The following is a 19,476-nucleotide window of genomic DNA, read 5'->3' on the forward strand; positions in this document are numbered from 1 at the left end:
ACCAATCTGCAAGAATATAAACCTGGAGGGGAATATGCCGATAACGCAAATAATTTCTGGAACCGACGCTAACGAATTCTTTCATGTACCCGGTGACGGTTTCGTTGCTCCCTCCGGCTACGTCAATCGCGCCGTTGCCACAGCGATGGACGATATGATTCTGGCCGGGGGCGGAAATGATATAGTCCATGGTGGGGGTGGTTCTGATTACGTGTGGGGTCAGGCCGGAAACGACAAGGTGTTCGGCGGGGCTGGCGATGATCAGATTGCGGGTTTCGCCGGCGCGGACGAGCTCTATGGCGGATCCGGTGATGACATATATTCCGTCGGTGATGATGATGATTACGTCCCTGGTGATATAGATTTGATCGTCGAAGGTGTAGGGCAGGGAATCGACCGCGTCTATGTATATGTCCCGAACTATACGCTCACAGCCAATGTCGAAAATGGATCGATGTCATTTCTTCATGGCACATTGAAAGGCAATGCCCTCGACAACGATCTCTCTGCAGGGGGTGGAAATCCCAGCAACAATCATCTCTTCGGTCTTGCCGGCGCCGACACGCTGAATGGCGGCTATGGCGATGACGTGTTGGACGGCGGGGCCGGAGCCGACCGCATGTTCGGCGCCCCCGGTTTCGACATCGCGGACTATTCGGCGTCATCAGCCGGGGTGACGGTCGACCTGACGGCCGGCACCGGCATGGGCGGCGACGCCCAAGGCGACACCTTGATCGACATTGAGAATGTCACCGGCAGCCAGGGCAAGGACATCCTGATTGGGACCGCCGGCACGAACGTCCTGGCTGGTTGGGGCGGCGACGACGTGCTCCGCGGTAAGGCGGGTGCCGACACGCTCGACGGCGGCGCCGGCAGCGACATCGCCAGCTATTACACCAGTGCGGCCGGGGTGACGGTCAACCTCGCAACTGGCACTGTCAGCGGCGGCGACGCCCAGGGCGACACCCTGATCGGCGTCGAGAGCCTTGGCGGCAGCAATCAGGGCAATGACAGCTTGGTCGGGAGCGCTGGCGCCAACACCCTGTCCGGCTGGGGCGGCGACGATGTGCTCCGCGGCGGGGCCGGGGCCGACCACCTGGACGGCGGCGCCGGCGCCGACACTGCCAGCTACTACACCGGCTCGGTCGGCGTGACGGTCAACCTCTCGACCGGCACCGGGTCGGGCGGCGACGCCCAGGGCGACATCCTCGTCGGCATCGAGAACGTGAACGGGTCGACCGGCGCCGATCAGATCACCGGCAACGCCCTGGCCAATGCGCTGAACGGCTGGGCCGGCCAGGACGTGCTGCGGGGCGGCGGCGGCGCCGACCGCTTCGTCTTCTCCGCGGCTTCTGATAGCAAGGTCGGCGCGGCCGACCGCATCACCGATCTCAGCCATGCCCAAGGCGACCGGGTCGACCTGTCGGCGATCGACGCCAACACCGGCGCCGCCGGCAACCAGGCCTTCACCTTCATCGGCAGCGGCGCCTTCACCCATCATGCCGGCCAACTGCGCGCCGTCATCACCAGCCCTGGTGTCACCACCATCGCCGGGGACATCAATGGCGACGGCGTCTCCGATTTCCACATCCAGCTCACCGGCGCCATCGGCTTCGTCGCCGCCGACTTCGTGCTGTAGCGCCCAACCGTCGAGGCCGGGCCAGGCCTTGTCTCAACTCGGTCTCGCTGCGCGATGTTCGACATCCTGTCAGACCCTGACCCGGCCTCAATTCGTTCCGCTCTGAGGCTCCCGGAATTCATCGGCTGGGTTCGCGCGGCGGACCCGGCGCGCGACCGGCCGATGCTGGATTCGCGTCCGCGATCCCAACTTTTCCGCTGCATGGAACCGCCCGCCGCCGCCCGCCTGCGATTCGCGCTTGAACCGCCGCCGGTCCTCGCCTTCGATGGGCCGCTGCAGCCGTATCCAGAGAGAAGGCCATGTCCGCGTCCGATCGCGCCGTCCTCGAGGCCCTGTTCCAGGCCGCGCTCAGCGCCGCCTATCCGGAGACGCGGATGCAGCATCTGCTGCCGGAGCCGCCACAGGGCCGCACCATCGTGCTCGGCGCCGGCAAGGGCGCGGCGCGGATGGCCCGGGCCTTCGAGACGCTGTGGCCGCATCCCTGCGAGGGGTTGGTCGTCACCCGCTACGGCCACGGCACGCCGACCGACCGGATCGAGGTGGTCGAGGCCGCGCATCCGGTGCCGGACGCCGCCGGCAGCGCCGCCGCCCGGCGCATCCTCGACCTCGCCCGCGCCGCCGGGCCCGAAGACCTGGTGGTGTGCCTGATCTCGGGCGGCGCCTCGGCCCTGCTGTCGCTGCCGGCCGAGGGGCTGACGCTGGCCGACAAGCAGGCGGTGAACAAGGCGCTGCTGCGTTCCGGCGCGCCGATCCAGGAGATGAACGCGGTGCGCAAGGCGATGTCCGCGATCAAGGGCGGACGCCTGGCCGCGGCCGCGGCGCCGGCGCGGGTGGTCACCTACCTGATCTCCGACGTGCCGGGCGACGAGCCGGGCGTGATCGGCTCCGGCCCCACCGTCGCCGGCGGCGCCGATCCGGAGACCGCGCTGGCCATCCTGCGCCGCTACGAGATCGCGGTGCCGGAGGCGGTGGAGCGGGCGATCCGCGCCAACGCCGCGCCGGCCGCGCTGCCCGCTGCCGATCTGCACATGCTGGCGACGCCGCAGATGGCGCTGGAGGCGGCGGCGGCAAAGGCGCGGGAGCTGGGCCTGGCGCCGGTGATCCTGGGCGACGCGCTGGAGGGCGAGGCGCGCGAGGTCGGCCGCGTCCTGGCCGGCATCGCCGAGCAGGCGCTGCGGCATGGTCAGCCGGCGGCGCGGCCCTGCGTGCTCTTGTCCGGCGGCGAGACCACGGTGACCGTGAAGGGGCAGGGAAGGGGCGGCCGCAACGTCGAGTTCCTGCTGGCCCTGGCGATCCAACTGCAGGGCCGGCCCGGCATTTCCGCCATCGCTTGCGACACTGACGGCATCGACGGGTCGGAGGACAATGCCGGCGCCTGGGCCGATGCGGCGACGCTGGCCCAGGGCAAGGCGCAGGGGCTGGTGGCGACCGAGTTCCTGGCCGACAACGACGCCTACAGCTATTTCGCGGCGCTCGACCGGCTGGTGGTGACCGGGCCGACCCTGACCAACGTCAACGATTTCCGCGCCATCCTGGTGCGGTAGCGCCTGGATGCGGTGGCGTGCCGCGCGGCTGAAACGAAACTGCGATCGATTGCTGAGAACCGAGGCCGCGTGTACAAAACACATGGCTCGGGGGGGATGGTATTTACTTGTATTTTTATTTCGCTGACTGAAGAAGATTTGGAAAGCCGGGCCGTCTTCTTCGTTGCTTTCGAGAGGGATGGAAATCATGACGCGAGTCTCGGTCGGTACCGGCGACATACAAGGCGACAACAACTCCCAGTTCGGGGCGCTCTCTGGCGATGGCCGCTATGTCGTGTTCGAGAGCGTCGCGACCAATTTGGTCGGCGACGATGGCAACGCGAAGCGGGACATCTTCCTGCACGACACCCAGACCGGCACGACGACGCGGGTCTCGGTGGACACCGGCAATGGTGACGCCTCGAACAACTCGTCCGGGGCGGCGATCTCCGGCGACGGACGCTACGTCGTCTTCGGAAGCGTGGCCAACGACCTGATCGCCGGCGATACCAACGGCAGCCTCGATATCTTCGTGCGGGATGTCCAGACCGGCACCTCCACGCGCGTCTCGGTCGCCACCGGGGGAGGGGAGGCCAATTCGTCATCCCTGGAGGCCGATATCTCGGCCGATGGCCGCACCGTCGTGTTCAACAGCTTTGCAAGCAATCTCGTCACCGGCGACACCAACGGCGTCGAAGAGATCTTCACCCGCGACCTGCAGACGGGGACGACGACCCGCGTCTCGGTCGCCGACGACGAATCCCAGGCCAACGGCCGGTCGATCTACGGCGATATCTCCGGCGACGGCCAGCGCGCCAGCTTCGTCGGCTATGCCACCAATCTGGTTGCGGACGACACCAACGGGGTCGCCGACATCTTTGTCCGCGACGTCGCGGCCGGAACCACCGAACGCGTCTCGGTCGCCACCGACGGGACCCAGGCGAACGACGAATCATCCCTGTCCGTGATCTCCGGCAACGGCCGCTACGTCGTGTTCCAGAGCGACGCCACCAACCTGGTGGCGGGCGACACCAACGGAGCAGGCGACATCTTCCTGCGCGACCTGCAGACCGACACCACGGTCCGCGTCTCCGTTTCCAGCACCGGGGTGGAAGCCAACTCCAGATCGGCCAATGCCGACATCTCGGCCGATGGCCGCTACGTCGTGTTCATCAGCGCCGCGACGAACCTCGTGGCAGGCCCCGTCGCCGCTGGCTACAACGTCTACGTCCGCGACATGCTGACCGGCACGGTGACGTATCTCGCCGCGGCGCCCGACGGCTCGGCGGCGACCGCCGCAAGCTACTCGCCGAGGATCTCGGCCGACGGCAGCGCCGTCGTGTTCCATTCGGGCGCGACCAACCTGGACCTCGGCACCGACACGAATGGCCGTTTCGATGTGTTCCGGGTCTCGCTCCGCGCCACGGCCGGGGCCGACCACATGATCGGCTCCGATGCCGGCGAGACCACGGACGGGCTTGCGGGCGACGACATCCTCACCGGGGGCTTGGGCGACGACACGCTGATCGGCGGCGCCGGGGCGGACCGGCTGTTCGGCGGCGACGGGTCTGACACGGCGGATTATTCGGGCTCGGCCGCGGCGGTGACGGTGAGCCTGAAATCCGGCAACGCCACCGGCGGCGACGCCCAGGGCGACACGCTGACCTCGATCGAGAACATGACCGGCTCGGCCCTGGCGGACGGGCTGTACGGCGACAGCGCCGCCAATCGGCTGACAGGCGGGGCGGGCAACGACGCGCTCTGGGGCGGAGCCGGGGCCGATATCCTGGACGGCGGCGCCGGTTCGGACCACGCCAGCTACCAGCTCTCGGCCGCGGCGGTGACGGTCGACCTGCTGGCCGGCACCGGTTCGGGCGGCGACGCCCAGGGCGACACGCTGACCGGCATCGAGACCCTGTACGGGTCGATCTTCGACGACCTGCTGACCGGCAACAACGTCGGGAATACCCTCCGCGGCGATCTTGGCAATGACACGCTCGTCGGCAATGGCGGCGCAGACACCCTGGTCGGGGAGGGTGGCAACGACACCCTCGACGGCGGCGACGGCAACGACCGGCTGATCGGGCTCGATGGGGTCGATATCATCCATGGCGGCAACGACAATGATTCCGCCGATGCCGGCGACGGGAACGATGTCGTCTTCGGCGATGCCGGCATTGACAGCCTCGGCGGCAACACCGGCGACGACCAGCTCGACGGCGGCGACGGCAACGATTTCCTGGAAGGGGGGGCCGGGGCCGACGTGCTGATCGGCGGTGCCGGCATCGACGCGGCCACCTATACCGGCTCCGGCGCCGGGGTGACGGTGAACCTGGCCCTGGGCACGGCCTCGGGCGGCGACGCCCAGGGCGACACGTTCAACGGCATCGAGCAGGTGATCGGCTCGGCCTACGCCGACAAGCTAACCGGGGACGCCGGCGCCAACAGCCTGTGGGGGCAGGACGGCAACGATATCCTCGTCGGCGGTGCCGGCGCCGACGCGCTGAATGGTGGCAACGGCATCGACACGGTCAGCTACGTGGCCTCCGCGGCCGGGGTGACGGTGAACCTGGCCACCGGCGCGGTCTCGGGCGGCGACGCCGCGGGCGACACGTTCAACAGCATCGAACAGGTGCTGGGCTCGAACCAGGGGGACCGGCTGACCGGCGACGCCGCGGCCAACACCCTGTGGGGCGGCAATGGCGACGACGTGATCACCGGCGGCCTGGGTGCCGATTTCCTGAAGGGCGGCGCCGGCAACGACAGCTTCGTCTATACCAGCGTGGCCGACAGCACCGTGGCGGCCGCGGGCAAGGACACCGTCGCCGACTTCACGACCGACGACAAGATCGACCTGTCGGCGATCGACGCGGACGGCGCCACCGCCAATGGCGACACCGCCTTCAGCTTCGGCCCTGGCGGCTTCACCGGCGTCGCAGGCGAACTGCGGGTGGTGGATTTCGGCGATGGCCGCCAGGGCGTCTATCTCGACGTCAACGGCGACAAGAGTCCGGATTCGATCATCGTGGTCTATGCCGACCACGCCCTGACCGCGGCGGACATGGTGCTCTGATCGAAGGTCATGCGGGAGGCGCCGCCGGGCTGCGCCTCCCGCGTCTCGGACGCCGAATTCCTCGTCGAGGAGGGCTCGTCGGCCCCGTTCCGGCGGGTTTGAGACAAGTGTGCCGCGATTGCCGGAGGCGGTGGGGGCGTGTAGAACGCTGAGGCCCGGCGTGTGAACCCACGTCCATTACTCGTATGACTGTTGTTCGTATAACTCTGTTTTGCTTCTGATTTTCCCGGTGGCGTTTTTCCCGGCCAAGGGCCGCCATCGTCAGCAGAATCGATGGGGAGGCTTTTCGCATGACCGTCAATGCCAGCTCGCTCACCCGGATTTCAGTCGACAGCGGCGGCACCAGCGCCAACAACGTCGCCACCGGCGGCGCGATGTCGGCCGATGGCCGCTATGTGATCTTCCAGAGCACCGCGACCAACCTGGTCGGCGGCGACGTCAATGGCTTCTTCGACGTCTTCCTGCGCGACACGCAGACCGGCACCACCACGCTGCTCTCGACCGCGACCGGCGGCACGCAGGGCAACAACGTCTCCAGCGTTGCCGCGATCACCGATGACGCCCGCTACGTGTTCTTCAACAGCACCGCGACCAACCTGATCGGCGGCGACGGCAACGCCGCCCTCGACATCTTCATGCGGGACACGCTGACCGGCATCACCACCCGGGTCTCGACCACCTCCGTCGGCGGCGAGGCGAACGGCGCGTCGCAGAATGTCGATGTCACCGGCAACGGCGCCTTCATCGGCTTCCAGAGCACCGCCAACAACCTGGTCGGCGGCGACAGCAACGGCTTCAGCGACGTCTTCGTCAAGAACCTGTCGACCGGCGCGGTCACCCGCGTCTCGGTGGCGGATGACGAGACGCAGGCGAACGGCAACTCTCTGGTCGCCCGCCTGTCCGACGACGGCAACCGCGTCTCCTTCGTCAGCACCGCCAGCAACCTGGTCGCGACCGACACCAACGGCGCCATCACCGACATCTTCGTCCGCGACATCGCCGCCGGCACCACCACCCTGGTCTCGGCCTCCACCGGCGGCGGGTCGGGTGACGCTGCGTCCTCCGGGGCCTCGATCTCCGGCAATGGCCGCTATGTCGTGTTCCAGAGCGACGCGACCAACCTGGTCGTCGGCGACACCAACGGCGCCACCGACATCTTCGTCCGCGACCTGCAGACCAACACCACCACCCGGGTCTCCACCGCCGGCGACGGCAGCCAGAGCAACGACCTCTCGGGCCAGGCGGTGATCTCGGCCGACGGGCGCTACGTCGTCTTCTTCAGCCTCGCCAGCAACCTGGTGCAGAGCGACACCAACGACCTCCGCGACATCTTCCTGAAGGACACGGTGACCGGGAATGTGACGCGCCTGTCCGTCGCCATGGACGGGACGGAGCTGAACGACCTGTCGAACACGCCGTCGATCTCGGCCGACGGGCACTACGTCACCTTTCAGACGCAGGCGACCGACACCGGCGTGGGCGCCGAAGGCAACGGCACCGGCTTCGACGTGTTCCGGGTCTCGCTGGTGGCCGGAGCCGGGGCCGACCGCATGATCGGCTCCGACGGCAACGACACCATCGACGGGCTGGTCGGCGACGACATCCTCCTCGGCGGCTTCGGCAACGACGGGCTCACCGGGGGCGCCGGGGCGGACCAGATCTCCGGCGCCGCCGGCACCGACACCGCCGACTACGCCGCCTCGGCCGCCGGGGTGACGGTCGACCTGGTGGCGGGAAATGGCGTCGGCGGCGACGCCCAGGGCGACACGCTGACAGGCATCGAGAACGTGATCGGCTCGGCCCAGGCCGACCATCTCTACGGCGACGGTGCCGCCAATGCGCTGACCGGCGGCGATGGCGACGACACGCTCCGCGGCGGGGCGGGGACCGATGTCCTCAACGGCGGCAACGGCTCGGACTTCGCCAATTACCAGGGCTCGGCCGTGGGGGTTTCGGTCAACCTGCTGACCGGTATCGTCTCCGGCGGCGACGCTCAAGGCGACACGCTGACCAGCATCGAGAACGTGTACGGGTCGAGCCAGGACGATCAGCTGACCGGCAACAACGCGCGCAACATCATCGGCGGCGAGCTCGGCAACGACACCATCGTCGGCAATGGCGGCGACGACGCGCTCGCCGGCGAGGCCGGCAACGACAACCTCGATGGCGGCGATGGAGCCGACCGCCTGGTCGGCGGTGCCGGGGTCGACACTATCCATGGCGGCAACAACGATGATTCCATCGATGCCGGCAGCGAAAACGACCAGGTCTTCGGCGATGCCGGGAACGACGTGCTCTTGGGCGGCGCCGGCAACGACAGCCTCGACGGTGGCGACGGCAACGACCTCCTCGAAGGCGCGGCCGGGGGCGATACGCTGATCGGTGGGTCCGGCATCGACACGGCCAGCTACGCTAGCTCCGCCGCCGGGGTGACGGTCAACCTGGCGACCGGCGCGGCCTCAGGCGGCGACGCCGCGGGCGACACGTTCAGCAGCATCGAGCAGGTGCTGGGTTCTGGCTTCGTCGACACGCTGACCGGGGGTGCCAATGCCAACACGCTGTGGGGCATGGCCGGCAACGACGTGCTCATCGGGGGTGGCGGCGGCGACGTGCTCAAAGGCGGCGCCGGCGACGACAGCTTCGTCTACACCGCCCTGTCCGACAGCGCGGCCTCGGGTTTCGGCAAGGACACCATCACCGACTTCACGACCGGCGACAGGATCGACCTGGCGGCGATCGACGCCGACGGCAATGGCGGGAATGGCGACACCGCCTTCACCTTCGGCACGGGCGCCTACAACGGCACGGCCGGCGAGCTGCGGGTGGTGGTGGCTGGGGGGATCCAGGTGGTCTATGTCGACGCGACCGGCGACAAGCTGCCGGACTTCGCCATCAACGTCTATTCCGACCACCCCCTCACCGCGTCGGATTTCGTGCTTTGAGCCTTGCCGGAGGCGCCGCCGGCTGAGCGGCTCCTCTCTCCCCATCCTGCGCGAAGCTGGAGGCGTGTCCGAAGCGAAACGGGCACGCCCGTGCGACCGAACAGTATCCGGGCAATCATGGGAAAGGGGAGATTCGCCATGACCACGACCTTCACCGCGATCCTCAACTCCAGCCAGGAGATCGGGACCGGCAGCACCGAGACCGCCACAGGCCTCGCGACGGTCAGCCTGAACACCGCCGGCACGGCCATGACCTATTCGGTCACGATCACCGCCGGCATCGATTTCGGCGAGCTGATCGACGGCACGCCGCGGACCGCGGATCCGCTCGACGACGCCGTCCTGATGCACATCCATGCCGCGGCGCGCGGGGCCAATGGCGGGATCGTGTTCGACATCCTGCCGACGGCCATGACCGACGATGCCGACGACCTGACCATCGTCGAGAATGGCGACGGTTCGGTCACCATCAGCGGCGTCTGGGAAACCACCGACAGCGACCCGCTGTCCGCCGGCGTCATCGCCGGGCTGCAGGGCGGGACCGGGCCGAACGACGTCTCCTTCTACTTCAACATCCACACCGCCCAGTTCGGCGGCGGCGCGATCCGCGGCCAGCTGGTCACCCGCGCCAGCGAGAATGCCGACACCTTCAACGGCACCGCCGCCGCCGACGTCATCGATGCCTTCGGCGGCGACGACAAGCTGCGCGGGGCCGGCGGCGCCGACAGCCTGACCGGGGGCGCCGGCAACGATATCCTGGTCGGTGGGACCGGCGGCGACACACTCGCCGGCGGCGCCGGCACCGACACGGCGTACTACATCGGCAGCGCGGCCGGGGTGACGGTCAATCTCGGCGCCGGGACGGCCTCGGGCGGCGATGCGGCCGGCGACATCCTGACCGGCGTCGAGCAGCTCTTCGGCTCGAGCCTCGCCGACCAGTTGACCGGCAATGCCGGCGTCAACGGGCTGTGGGGCGACGGCGGCAACGACGTGCTCACCGGGGGCGTGGGCGCCGACGCGCTGAAGGGCGGCGCCGGTGCCGACACCTTCGCCTATACCAGCACGGCCGACAGCACGGCGGCGGCCGCGGGGCGGGACACGATCAACGACTTCACGACCGGCGACAAGATCGACCTGTCGGCGATCGACGCCAACGGTGCCGGACCGGGCAGCACCGCCTTCGTCTTCGGCACCGGCAACTTCACCGGCACGGCCGGGGAATTGCGGGTGGTGGCCATCCCCAGCGGCTACCAGGCGGTCTATGGCGACACCAACGGCGACAAGGTCACCGACTTTGCCATCGTCGTCCTGTCCGACCACACGCTGGCGGCGGGCGACTTCGTGCTGTAGCCCTTCGGCGGCCTCGCCGGCGAGGCGGGGCCGCCTCAGCCGCAGACGCTGCCGGGCCCGGTGTCGTCGGGCTTCCCGTCCCCGCCCGAGGTGGTGGCGGAGACGATCGGCCGGGCGGCGGCGGCCCCGCACCCGCTACGCGGCGGCGGGGCAGGAGGCGCTGGAGGCCGACCTCATGGCCCTGATGAGCCATTCAACCGGAGCGGCGACGGCGCGTGGTGGTGCCCAGCAAGTATTTCGAGGTCGTCGTCACCAAGGCCTGAGGTCAGCGCTGGGGCGCATCCCCCAGGAACTCGGCGATGGCGAGGCCCAGTTCCGGCTTCGCCACGGCGCTCATATGGTTGCCGGGGATCTCGGCGTGACGGCCCTGCGGCAGGGCGGCGGCGAGATCCCCGGCCGAGCCGTTGTCGTCATCCTCGGCGCCCGCCGCCACCAGGGTCGGCACCGCGATTTTCGCCAGCGCCTCGCGCGGCGTGTCGACCGAGGTGCCGAGGACCTGCAGCAGCGCCTCCGGGTCGCCGCCGACGGTCTTCAGGAAGGCTTCGGCCATCCATTCCGGCGTGCCGCGCTGGAAGCTGCCGAGATGGGTCAGAATGTGGCGGAAATAGGCGTTGCGGCCGCCGGCGCTGACGATGCCGTCGAGGCCCATCCCGGCCACGATGGCGCGTCCCGGCGCGGCGCCGCGCAGCAGCATCCGCACCACGGTCCGCCCGCCCAGCGAATAGCCGCCGAGGTCGTAATCGGCGAGGCCGAGCTGCTCGACCAGCGCCAGCCCGTCATCGGCCAGGATATCGGGCGGATAGGCGGCAGGGTCGTGCGGCCTGGCGCTGTCGCCATGGCCGCGCAGGTCCGGCATGACGACCCGGTAGCCTCGCGCCGCGATCGCCTCGGCATGGCCGTAGCGCAGCCAGTTGACCGTGGCGGTCGAGAAGAAGCCGTGGATCAGCACCAGCGGCCGGCCCGCTCCGAGCTCGCGATAGGCAAGCTCGACGCCATCGCGGCCCTGGAAGCGGCGGACGGGAAGGTCGGTCATGATGTCAGCGCTCGCGCCGGTAGGAGAAGGCGTCGGCTATGCGTGTCATCCCCGCCCGCTCGTAGAAGCCGACCGCCTCCGGCACCGAGGCCAGGTACAGGCTGACCCGCGGCCCGAGCTGCCGGCGGGCTTCGTCCAGCAGCGCCCTGCCGACGCCGAGGCCCTGGGCCGTGGGGGTGACGGCGAGGTCGGAGAGATAGCAGCACCAGACCGAATCGGTGACCGCGCGCCCGACCCCGACCAGCGGCCGGCCGGGCCGGTCCAGCCGGGCGGTCACGATCAGGTCGGCGCCGGCGATCATCGCCTGCAGCCGCGGTTCGTCGTCGACCGGGCGGATGCGGCCGAGGCCGGATTCGACCAGCACGCGCCGGAACTCGGCGACGTCCAGGTCCTGCTCGCGGCCGTAGAGGATGCGGGGCGTCTCGCTCATGGCCGGGAGACTGCACCATCCTTGCAGGACTCCGGAAGCGGTTTCGGGAGCCGGCGTGGCGCCTCGGCTGTTGATCAAAGGCAACCGGTCGGAGAGAGCCGGCATGAACTTCGCCATCCATCCGCTGACGCCGGCGCTGTGGCCGGCGCTGGAGGACCTGTTCGGGCCGGCCGGCGCGGTCAATGGCTGCTGGTGCATGCATGGCCGCATCGGCGCCGCCTATCGCCGCCGGCCGCGGGCGCGGAACAAGGCGGATTTCCGCGCCGTGGTGCAGCAGGGGCCGCCGCCTGGGCTGCTCGCCTTCGCCGCGGATGACATTGCGGTCGGCTGGTGCCAGTTGACCCCGCGCGCGGCGCTGCCGGAGCTGGACCGCAACTGGCGCCTCAGGGCCGTCGACGACGTGCCGGTCTGGGCGCTGTCCTGCCTCTATATCCGCAAGGGCTGGCGCCGTCGCGGCGTCAGCGCCGCCTTGATCGAAGGGGCGTTGCGGGCGGCGAAAAAGGCCGGGGCGCCGGCGCTGGAGGCCTATCCTTTCGACGCCGCGGTGTCGCCCAGCGCCTCGGGCTCCGGCTACGCCTCGACCTTTGCCCGCCTCGGCTTCCGCACCGTCGCCCGCCGCATCCCGGCCCGCCCGATCATGCGGCACGACCTGGCCGGGATCGCGGGCTGAGGCCTCAGGCGAAGGTCTGGGCGTCGACCTTGGCTTCGGCCGGCCCACAGCACGACTCCGCCCGCTTCGGCGGCTGGTAGGTCGCGGCCGGGTCCAGGGCCGGGCCGCTGTCGTAGCGGTCGTGGTGGCGCACCCAGGACATGGTGAAGGCCAGCCCATCCTCGTCGCGGCCCTTCGGCACCAGGTCGAGGTAATTGTAGGCGGTCAGCTGCAGGTCGCCGCCGCGGCCGTAGGAGGAATAGGTGTGGTACACGGCACCGGCATCGTCCCTGGCGAAGACGCTGGTGCCGGGCAGCTCCTCGGCGGGGAAGGGCAGCTCGCCATAATTGTAGGGGGTGGTGCCGCCGGCGGTCTGCTGCGGCGTGAACGAGACGCCGAAATCGTAGTTGAAGTCACTGCCATGCGACGACACCCATGTGAAGCGCCAGCCCATGCGCTGTTGGAACCGCCGGATCTCGGCCAGCGGTGCGCGCGACACCGCCGCGAAGGTCACGTCGCGGGCGGCCAGATGCACCAGCGTGCCGTCGATGGTGTCGGCCAGGAACGAACAGCTTGGGCAGCCATGCTCCCATCCCGGCGCCAGCATGAAATGGTAGATGATCAGCTGGCTGCGCCCGGCGAACAGCTCGGCCAGAGTCTCGCGGCCCTGCGGCCCGTGGAAGACATAGGGCTTGTCGATCCGGACCCAGGGCAGGGCGCGGCGCTTGCGGCTGATCTCGTCGCGGGCGCGGGTCAGGGCCTTCTCCTCCGCCAGCAGCGCCTTGCGCGCGGCCAGCCAGTCCTCGCGGGATGCGATCCGGGTCGGTTCCATGGGGGCCTCCAGGGGTTCGGGTGGTCGGGCCTCTCGAGATGGTCGAGCGGGTCGGCCTGATCTCGACGGCGGTCGTCGCGATTTTTCGGCAGCCGGCCTCGCCGACGGTGCTCAGGCCTAAACTTAACCAATAAGTTAACTTTAGAGATAGCAGGCCTTTGCGTCAAGCCTGGTTGGCGGCCCGCCCGGAATTCCCCTTGTCCGGTGGGGTGCCGCACGGCAGCATGCCGGCCTGATCAAAAGCGGGGGTAAGCGGGTGAGCAACTCAGTCATAGGCCGCGTGGTCCGGCGCGCCGAAAGCATCATCACGTCGGCGCGGCTGTCGTCGCTGACCCGGGAGGTGGTGAAGGAGAAGCTGACCTATCTCACGGCGCAGAAGCTGGCGCGGCTGGAGTCGTCGGCCTCCGCCGTGGTCGAAAAGAAGATCCCCGGCGACATCCTCGAATTCGGCGTCGCCCTCGGTGGCAGCGCGATCCTCCTTGCCGATTTCGCCAAGAAGGGCGGCCGGCACTTTCACGGCTTCGACGTGTTCGGCATGATCCCGCCGCCAACCTCCGACAAGGACGAGTCCGACGCCAAGTCCCGCTACGAGACGATCGTCTCCGGCAAGTCGGTCGGCATCGACGGGGATGACTATTACGGCTACCGGAAGGATCTCTTCGGCGATGTCTGCAAGGCCATGGCCGCCCACGGTCTTCCCGTCGATGGGAAGACCGTGACCCTGCACCAGGGGCTGTTCGAGGACACGCTGCCCCACGCGCAGATCCAGCGGGTCGCCCTGGCCCATGTCGATTGCGACTGGTACGACCCTGTGAAGCTGTGCCTCGACTATCTCGGGGCGCGGCTGTCGCCGGGCGGCATGGTCATCATCGACGACTATCACGATTATGCGGGCTGCCGCACGGCCACGGACGAGTTCCTGCGCAGCCGCCCCGACTTCGTGCTGGAGGACGGCCGCAACGCGATCCTGCGCCGGCGCGCCTGACGCCGATCACAGCGTGCCGGGGAAGGCGCCGCCGTCGATCAGGATGTTCTGGCCGGTGATGTAGCCGGCATGGACGCTGCACAGGAAGGCGCAGGTCGCGCCGAACTCGTCCGGCTGGCCGAAGCGGCCGGCCGGGATCGCGGCGCGGCGCCGGTCGGCCACCGCCTCGGCGTCCTGGCCTGAGCGCTGGGCCGCCGCATTGATGCCGCCGCGCAACCGGTCGGTGTCGAAGGCACCAGGCAAGAGGCCGTTGATGGTGACGCCCTTGCCGGCCATCTGCCGGGCGACCCCGGCAATGAAGCCGGTCAGGCCGGAGCGGGCGCCGTTCGACAGGCCCAGCTCCGCGATCGGCGCCTTCACCGCGCTCGAGGTGATGTTGACGATGCGGCCGAAGCCGCGCGCCGCCATGCCGTCGACCACCGCCCTGGTCAGGAAGATCGGGGTCAGCATGTTGGCGTCGACCGCCTTGATCCAGGCGTCGCGGTCCCAGTCGCGGAAGTCGCCGGGCGGCGGGCCGCCGGCATTGTTGACCAGGATGTCCGGCTCGGGACAGGCGGCCAGCGCGGCCTCACGGCCGGCCTCGGTGGTGATGTCGCCGGCAATCGCCGTCACCGTGGCGCCGGTGGTGCGGCGGATCTCCTCGGCCGTCGCCTCCAGCGCCTCGGCGCCGCGGGCGGTGATGGTCAGTTCCACACCCTCGCGCGCCAGCGCCAGGGCGCAGCCCTTGCCGAGGCCCTTGCTCGCGGCGCACACCAGGGCCTTGCGGCCCGCCAGTCCCAGATCCATGGTCCGTCTCCTCCCGCCCCTGTGGCGGGTCGTGCTTCGTGCGGAGCGGGCAGGGTGCGACGTCCGGCGGCGGATGTCACCCCATGGATGCAGGCGTCGCTCAGGGAGTCAGCAGGCCGAGGGCGATGGCGGTGGCCACTGCTTCGGAGCGGCTGGAGGCCTGCAGCTTGCGCATCGCCGAGGCGATGTATTCGTTGACGGTGTGGACCGACAGCGCCAGCTGGCGGGCGATGCTCTTGCTCGACGCGCCCCGGGCGATCCACGCCAGGCAGTCGCGCTCGCGCCCGCTGAGATCGAGGCCGGCCTGCGGCAGCTGGATGGCCTTGCGCCGGTCCGCGGCGGCCGCGATGCGTCCCTCGATCTGCACGGCGCGGTCGAGATGCGGGACGACGGCCCGCAGCATCCGCAGCTCCTCGCTCGCATAGGTCGGACGCCGGCGGGAACGATAGATCGCCAGGCAGACCGGCTGTGCCGTGACGTCCACCGTGTACCAGGACAGGCAGAACCAGAGGTGATTCTGGCGGTAGAGGTCGTTGTAGATCTCGGTCCGCTCCAGCGCCGGCTCCGGCACCAGGGCGCAATCGTCGACGGCGGTGCCCGGCGGCAGCTCGAACAGCTTCGGCCAGACCGGGTCGATGGTGTGGTAGTAGGCGTCGTAGGCTTGGTGGGCGGCGAGGTCCAGATTGACCGTGATCGCCGTCTCCGCCGGCCGCGCCAGCCAGCGCAGCACGGCGGAGGTGCCGCCGACGGCCTGCGTCATCGCCGCAACCAGGCTGGTCCAGTCCTCGTCCCCGACCGCGGCATCATAGGCCCGCCCGATCAGGTCGCTGAGGGTGCGTTCATCCGACATGGTGGGTGAGAATGCTGTCCTGGTCCGACTCTGGGAATAGAGTCATTCCAGAAACGAAACAAGCCGCGAAATGTTCCGGCAGCCCCGCGAGCCCGGCCTACCAGCGGAACGAGGGCAGCAGGATGTCCGGGGCGCAGCCGACGATGGCGAATTCCCGCGCCATCTCGTCCTCTTCCATCCCGGCATGGATGCCGGTGCGCACCAGCGCGGCAGCGGCGCCGAAGCCGCGGGCGCCGGCGACATCGTGCTCGACGCTGTCGCCGACACAGACCACGTCGCCGGGCCGCTCCACCCCTGTGGTCGCGGCGGCGTGGCGATACATCAGCGGATGCGGCTTGCCGACCCAGGTGACGCTGCCGCCGAGCGCCTCGTACATCTCGGCGATGCGGCCGGCGCCAAAGGCGGGGCCTAGCGGGGTCAGCATGATCTTGTCCGGGTTGGTGCACAGCGCCGGCACGCCGCGCGCCGCAGCTGGAGCAAGGAGCGCGCTGTAGCGCTCCAGGGGAACAAGGTGCCCCTGGCTGCCGGCGATCAGCACCAGGTCGGCGGCGTCGCCGGTCTCGGCCTCGGCGAAGCCCAGCGTCTCGGCGAAGCCACGGTCCTCGCCGCTGGAGATCACGAGGCAGCGGGCGCCGCTGCCGGGCGAGACCGGTAGGGCGCCGCTCTGCAGCAGCGCCAGCGCCACGTCGCCGGAAGTGACGAAATGGTCGTAGCTGTCGCGGGCGAAGCCCAGCGTCTCCATCCGCCGCGCGTTGTAGGCGGCGGAGCGGCCGGAGTTGGACAAGAGCACGATGTGCCGGCCGGCATCCTTCAGCCGGCGCAGCGCCTCGATCGCGCCGGGATAGGGGTGGCGGCCATCATGCAGCACGCCATACTGGTCGACGAAGAAGGTGCCGAAGCGGTCGACGAGGCCGCCGATCCCGTCCACCTGCTCGATCTCCGGCATCAATGTCCTCCAAGTCCCGCCAGGGCCAGCCGGGCTGTACCCTCTGCCGCGTCCTCCGACAAGGCCGGCAGGAAGGGCACGCCCAGCTGCCGGCGGCGGATCTCGGTCCAGCCGGCATTGGCGGCGCCGCCGCCGACGCTGCGCAGCGAGGTCACGACCGGCGCGCCGAGATCGGCCAGCAGGCGATACGCCCGGCCTTCGATCCCGGCGATGCCCTCCAGCACGGCCTGGAAGAACACTGCCTCGTCCTCCGGCCGCGGCTCCAGCACTGGCGCCAGCGTAGGATCGGCCACGGGGAAGCGTTCGCCCGGGCGGGGCAGGGGATAGTAGGATAGGCCGGTCGGGCGGTCCGGCTGCAGCGAAGCGGTCAGCGCCGGCAGCCGGTCGCGGCCGAACAGCTGGGCGATCACCGCCCCGCCGCTGTTGGAGGCGCCGCCGACCAGCCAGCGGTCGCCCATGCGGTGGCTGTAGACGCCGTGCTGCGGAGAATCGACCGGTCGATCGGACAATAATTTGATCACCAGCGTCGACCCCAGCGCGGTGACCGCGTCGCCCACCGCATCCGCCCCGGTGGCGAGGAAGGAGGCGCAACCGTCGGTGGTGCCGGCGACCACCAGCGTGCCGGCCGGCAGGCCGAGGGCGACGGCCGCCGCATCCACCTTGCCTGTCGGCGTGCCTGGCGCCACCGCTTGCGGCAGGGCGGCGGGGTCGACGCCGAGGCCGAAGACCCAGTCCGGCCAGCGCCGCGCCACCGGGTCGTAGCCGGTTTTCAGGGCGTTGTTCTCGTCGGTGACGTCGAAGCGGCCGGACAGGCGGCCGGCGATCCAGTCGGCCTGGTGCAGCACCCGCACCGCGCCCGGTCGGCACAGCAGGACCAGGGCGCGGGCGAGGGCGGAGCTGCGGCCGCGGGCGGCGCTGCCGGCCGGCGCCACGGTGTCGACCCGTGCGACCGCCGCCTCGTCCGGGCAGGGATCGTTGTACATCAGCGCCGTGCCGACCGGCCGCCCGGCCGCGTCGGTCACAAGCACGGTGCCGGAGGTGCCGTCGACCGAGACGGCGCCGACCCCGGACAGGTCGGCCTCCGCTGCCAGCCGGCGCAGCGCTGCGACGGTGGCCAGCCACCACATCTCCGGGTCGCGCGGATCCAGCCCCGGGCTGTCGGTCGCCATGGTGCCGCGACCGACCGCGCGGCCGGCGGAATCCACCGCCACCGCCCGCACGCCGGAGGTGCCGACATCGATGCCGATCGCGCGCGCCGTCATGGTCACCCCTCCCGCCGGCTCAGCGACTGCCGGTACTGCTCCGCATCCCACTGGGTCAACTCGTCGATCTGCGGCTGGGTGAAGGCCCGGACCGTGGTGCCGGCCGGCACCCGCCCGGCGACGTCGGCCAGGCAGCGCGCCATCTCGTCCGCGCCGCGCAGCACGCCTTCGTGCAGCACCACGCCGCGTCCCGGCACACCGACGATCGCCGGCGCGCGCGGCCCTTCGCCCAGCGCCGCCAACTCCGCCGGCGTGCGGGCCGTGGCGAGGGCGGCGCCGAGGAAGATCACATGGTCCGGATAGAAGGCGCCGGCGGTGGCCAGCGCCAGGCTGCTCGGGTCGGTCGCCGCGTCATGCGCCACCGGGTCCTGCGGCAGCCGGTAGGGCGTGCCGCGGACGAACTCGGCCAGCGCCTCCGGCTGCGCCGCGGGGGAGGGACGGCGGGGCAAGGCGAGGGCGGCGCAGACCCGGTCCAGCAGTTCTCCCGCTGCGGCGACGCCGTCCGCCGCCACCACCAGCCCGTGATTGCCCAGCACCACGACATTGGTCCCGGGCCGCAGCCGCGCCGCGATCGCCTGCGACAGGGTCAGGCCCGGCTTGCAGTAGGGCACGAAGGCCCAATCGATGCCGGGCAGCCCATCCAGCCGCTCGGCCAGCAGCGCCTCGGCATCGCTGCGGATCGCCAGCGCGATGGTCGAGACGCAATGCACATGCAGCACCACGGTGAAGGGCAGCACGGCATGAACGGTGGTTTCGATCGACGGCCGCAGCCCGCGCGGATTGTGCTCCGCCACCACGAAGTCGCGGGCGGTCTCGGCGGCGGTGTCGCCATCGCGCATCGCCCGCAGCAGCGGGTCGAGCCGCACCGGCACCAGGATCTCCTCGTCCTCGGCCCGGGCCAGCCAGGTGCCGGAGGCCTTGATCCACATCGTGCCATTGCGCTTCAGCGAGGTGTTGCCGCCCGCCGCCTGCACCCGCTCCGGGTCGCGGCCGAGCCGGGCGGAGAGCGCGCGCAGGGCGCCGAGGTCGGGATCGTTCGACGGGTCGAGGGTCATGGGCGGGGGCCTCGGCGAGAGATCGGCCCGGCCTGTCTCCGGCTCAGACCAAAATCAGTCCCCCCGCCCCCGGGGGGGGGGGGGGGGGGGGGGGGGGGGGGGGGGGGGGGGGGGGGGGGGG

General features: G+C 70.1%; 15 protein-coding genes. 7 read left to right on the plus strand and 8 right to left on the minus strand.

The genetic code is table 11. From position 1 onward, the window contains the following. Positions 1 to 34: 34 nt before the first annotated feature. The 5 genes from AAHM41_RS17890 (at position 35) to AAHM41_RS17910 (ending at position 10,527) form a co-directional block, all read left to right on the plus strand. A complete protein-coding gene (locus AAHM41_RS17890) occupies positions 35 to 1,639 on the plus strand; it encodes a calcium-binding protein (RefSeq protein WP_342237921.1) in 1,605 nt (534 codons plus the stop codon). Positions 1,640 to 1,938: 299 nt separating this feature from the next. Continuing rightward, positions 1,939 to 3,183: a glycerate kinase type-2 family protein gene (locus AAHM41_RS17895; protein ID WP_342237922.1), complete on the plus strand. Its 1,245-nt coding sequence runs from the start codon at positions 1,939 to 1,941 to the stop codon at positions 3,181 to 3,183. 187 nt (positions 3,184 to 3,370) lie between these two features. Further along, positions 3,371 to 6,235, plus strand: a complete 2,865-nt coding sequence (locus tag AAHM41_RS17900) for a beta strand repeat-containing protein (protein WP_342237923.1) — start codon at positions 3,371 to 3,373, stop codon at positions 6,233 to 6,235. A gap of 290 nt (positions 6,236 to 6,525) precedes the next feature. Then, the gene (locus AAHM41_RS17905; protein ID WP_342237924.1) at positions 6,526 to 9,177 is read left to right on the plus strand and encodes a beta strand repeat-containing protein; all 2,652 of its coding nucleotides are present in this window, start codon (positions 6,526 to 6,528) and stop codon (positions 9,175 to 9,177) included. Positions 9,178 to 9,315: 138 nt separating this feature from the next. Further along, positions 9,316 to 10,527, plus strand: a complete 1,212-nt coding sequence (locus AAHM41_RS17910) for a CHRD domain-containing protein (protein ID WP_342237925.1) — start codon at positions 9,316 to 9,318, stop codon at positions 10,525 to 10,527. 265 nt (positions 10,528 to 10,792) lie between these two features. On the opposite strand, the gene AAHM41_RS17915 is transcribed toward AAHM41_RS17910, so the two are convergent. Beyond that, on the minus strand, positions 10,793 to 11,560 hold the full coding sequence (locus AAHM41_RS17915; protein ID WP_342237926.1) for an alpha/beta fold hydrolase: 768 nt from the start codon (positions 11,558 to 11,560) through the stop codon (positions 10,793 to 10,795). 4 nt (positions 11,561 to 11,564) lie between these two features. After that, on the minus strand, positions 11,565 to 11,990 hold the full coding sequence (locus AAHM41_RS17920) for a GNAT family N-acetyltransferase (protein WP_342237927.1): 426 nt from the start codon (positions 11,988 to 11,990) through the stop codon (positions 11,565 to 11,567). A 103-nt stretch (positions 11,991 to 12,093) separates the two neighbouring features. Here AAHM41_RS17920 and AAHM41_RS17925 point away from each other — a divergent pair, with 103 nt between their 5' ends. Further along, positions 12,094 to 12,660, plus strand: a complete 567-nt coding sequence (locus AAHM41_RS17925; protein WP_342237928.1) for a GNAT family N-acetyltransferase — start codon at positions 12,094 to 12,096, stop codon at positions 12,658 to 12,660. A gap of 4 nt (positions 12,661 to 12,664) precedes the next feature. Here the strand turns inward: AAHM41_RS17925 and AAHM41_RS17930 are convergent, their stop codons facing one another. Then, positions 12,665 to 13,471 (minus strand): DUF899 domain-containing protein, encoded by an 807-nt coding sequence (locus AAHM41_RS17930; RefSeq protein WP_342237929.1) that lies wholly within the window; start codon positions 13,469 to 13,471, stop codon positions 12,665 to 12,667. A gap of 256 nt (positions 13,472 to 13,727) precedes the next feature. On the opposite strand from AAHM41_RS17930, the gene AAHM41_RS17935 reads away from it, so the two are divergent. Continuing rightward, positions 13,728 to 14,456 (plus strand): TylF/MycF/NovP-related O-methyltransferase, encoded by a 729-nt coding sequence (locus tag AAHM41_RS17935; RefSeq protein WP_342237930.1) that lies wholly within the window; start codon positions 13,728 to 13,730, stop codon positions 14,454 to 14,456. Positions 14,457 to 14,462: 6 nt separating this feature from the next. Here the strand turns inward: AAHM41_RS17935 and AAHM41_RS17940 are convergent, their stop codons facing one another. The 5 genes from AAHM41_RS17940 to AAHM41_RS17960 form a co-directional block, all read right to left on the minus strand. Beyond that, positions 14,463 to 15,242, minus strand: a complete 780-nt coding sequence (locus AAHM41_RS17940) for an SDR family oxidoreductase (protein ID WP_342237931.1) — start codon at positions 15,240 to 15,242, stop codon at positions 14,463 to 14,465. A 100-nt stretch (positions 15,243 to 15,342) separates the two neighbouring features. Then, positions 15,343 to 16,092 (minus strand): helix-turn-helix domain-containing protein, encoded by a 750-nt coding sequence (locus AAHM41_RS17945; RefSeq protein ID WP_342237932.1) that lies wholly within the window; start codon positions 16,090 to 16,092, stop codon positions 15,343 to 15,345. 97 nt (positions 16,093 to 16,189) lie between these two features. Beyond that, positions 16,190 to 17,038, minus strand: coding sequence for a TIGR01459 family HAD-type hydrolase (locus tag AAHM41_RS17950; RefSeq protein WP_342237933.1), 849 nt, complete (start codon positions 17,036 to 17,038; stop codon positions 16,190 to 16,192). Continuing rightward, positions 17,038 to 18,300 carry an FGGY-family carbohydrate kinase gene (locus tag AAHM41_RS17955; RefSeq protein WP_342237934.1) on the minus strand — a complete coding sequence of 421 codons (1,263 nt, stop codon included), beginning with the start codon at positions 18,298 to 18,300 and terminating at the stop codon, positions 17,038 to 17,040. Before AAHM41_RS17955 ends, AAHM41_RS17950 begins: the two co-directional genes overlap by 1 nt. A gap of 2 nt (positions 18,301 to 18,302) precedes the next feature. Then, a complete protein-coding gene (locus tag AAHM41_RS17960; protein ID WP_342237935.1) occupies positions 18,303 to 19,355 on the minus strand; it encodes a class II aldolase/adducin family protein in 1,053 nt (350 codons plus the stop codon). Positions 19,356 to 19,476 lie beyond the last annotated feature (121 nt).

The sequence above is a fragment of the Inquilinus sp. OTU3971 genome (genome assembly GCF_038440215.1).

What these genes read in the sequence shown, in the direction of transcription:
- AAHM41_RS17895 (WP_342237922.1), top strand. Translation starts at nt 1,939, where the DNA reads ATGTCCGCGTCCGATCGCGCCGTCCTCGAGGCCCTGTTCCAGGCCGCG.
- AAHM41_RS17960 (WP_342237935.1), bottom strand. Translation starts at nt 19,355, where the DNA reads ATGACCCTCGACCCGTCGAACGATCCCGACCTCGGCGCCCTGCGCGCG.
- AAHM41_RS17905 (WP_342237924.1), top strand. Translation starts at nt 6,526, where the DNA reads ATGACCGTCAATGCCAGCTCGCTCACCCGGATTTCAGTCGACAGCGGC.
- AAHM41_RS17925 (WP_342237928.1), top strand. Translation starts at nt 12,094, where the DNA reads ATGAACTTCGCCATCCATCCGCTGACGCCGGCGCTGTGGCCGGCGCTG.
- AAHM41_RS17950 (WP_342237933.1), bottom strand. Translation starts at nt 17,038, where the DNA reads ATGCCGGAGATCGAGCAGGTGGACGGGATCGGCGGCCTCGTCGACCGC.
- AAHM41_RS17920 (WP_342237927.1), bottom strand. Translation starts at nt 11,990, where the DNA reads ATGAGCGAGACGCCCCGCATCCTCTACGGCCGCGAGCAGGACCTGGAC.
- AAHM41_RS17900 (WP_342237923.1), top strand. Translation starts at nt 3,371, where the DNA reads ATGACGCGAGTCTCGGTCGGTACCGGCGACATACAAGGCGACAACAAC.
- AAHM41_RS17890 (WP_342237921.1), top strand. Translation starts at nt 35, where the DNA reads ATGCCGATAACGCAAATAATTTCTGGAACCGACGCTAACGAATTCTTT.
- AAHM41_RS17955 (WP_342237934.1), bottom strand. Translation starts at nt 18,300, where the DNA reads ATGACGGCGCGCGCGATCGGCATCGATGTCGGCACCTCCGGCGTGCGG.
- AAHM41_RS17915 (WP_342237926.1), bottom strand. Translation starts at nt 11,560, where the DNA reads ATGACCGACCTTCCCGTCCGCCGCTTCCAGGGCCGCGATGGCGTCGAG.
- AAHM41_RS17910 (WP_342237925.1), top strand. Translation starts at nt 9,316, where the DNA reads ATGACCACGACCTTCACCGCGATCCTCAACTCCAGCCAGGAGATCGGG.
- AAHM41_RS17940 (WP_342237931.1), bottom strand. Translation starts at nt 15,242, where the DNA reads ATGGATCTGGGACTGGCGGGCCGCAAGGCCCTGGTGTGCGCCGCGAGC.
- AAHM41_RS17945 (WP_342237932.1), bottom strand. Translation starts at nt 16,092, where the DNA reads ATGTCGGATGAACGCACCCTCAGCGACCTGATCGGGCGGGCCTATGAT.
- AAHM41_RS17930 (WP_342237929.1), bottom strand. Translation starts at nt 13,471, where the DNA reads ATGGAACCGACCCGGATCGCATCCCGCGAGGACTGGCTGGCCGCGCGC.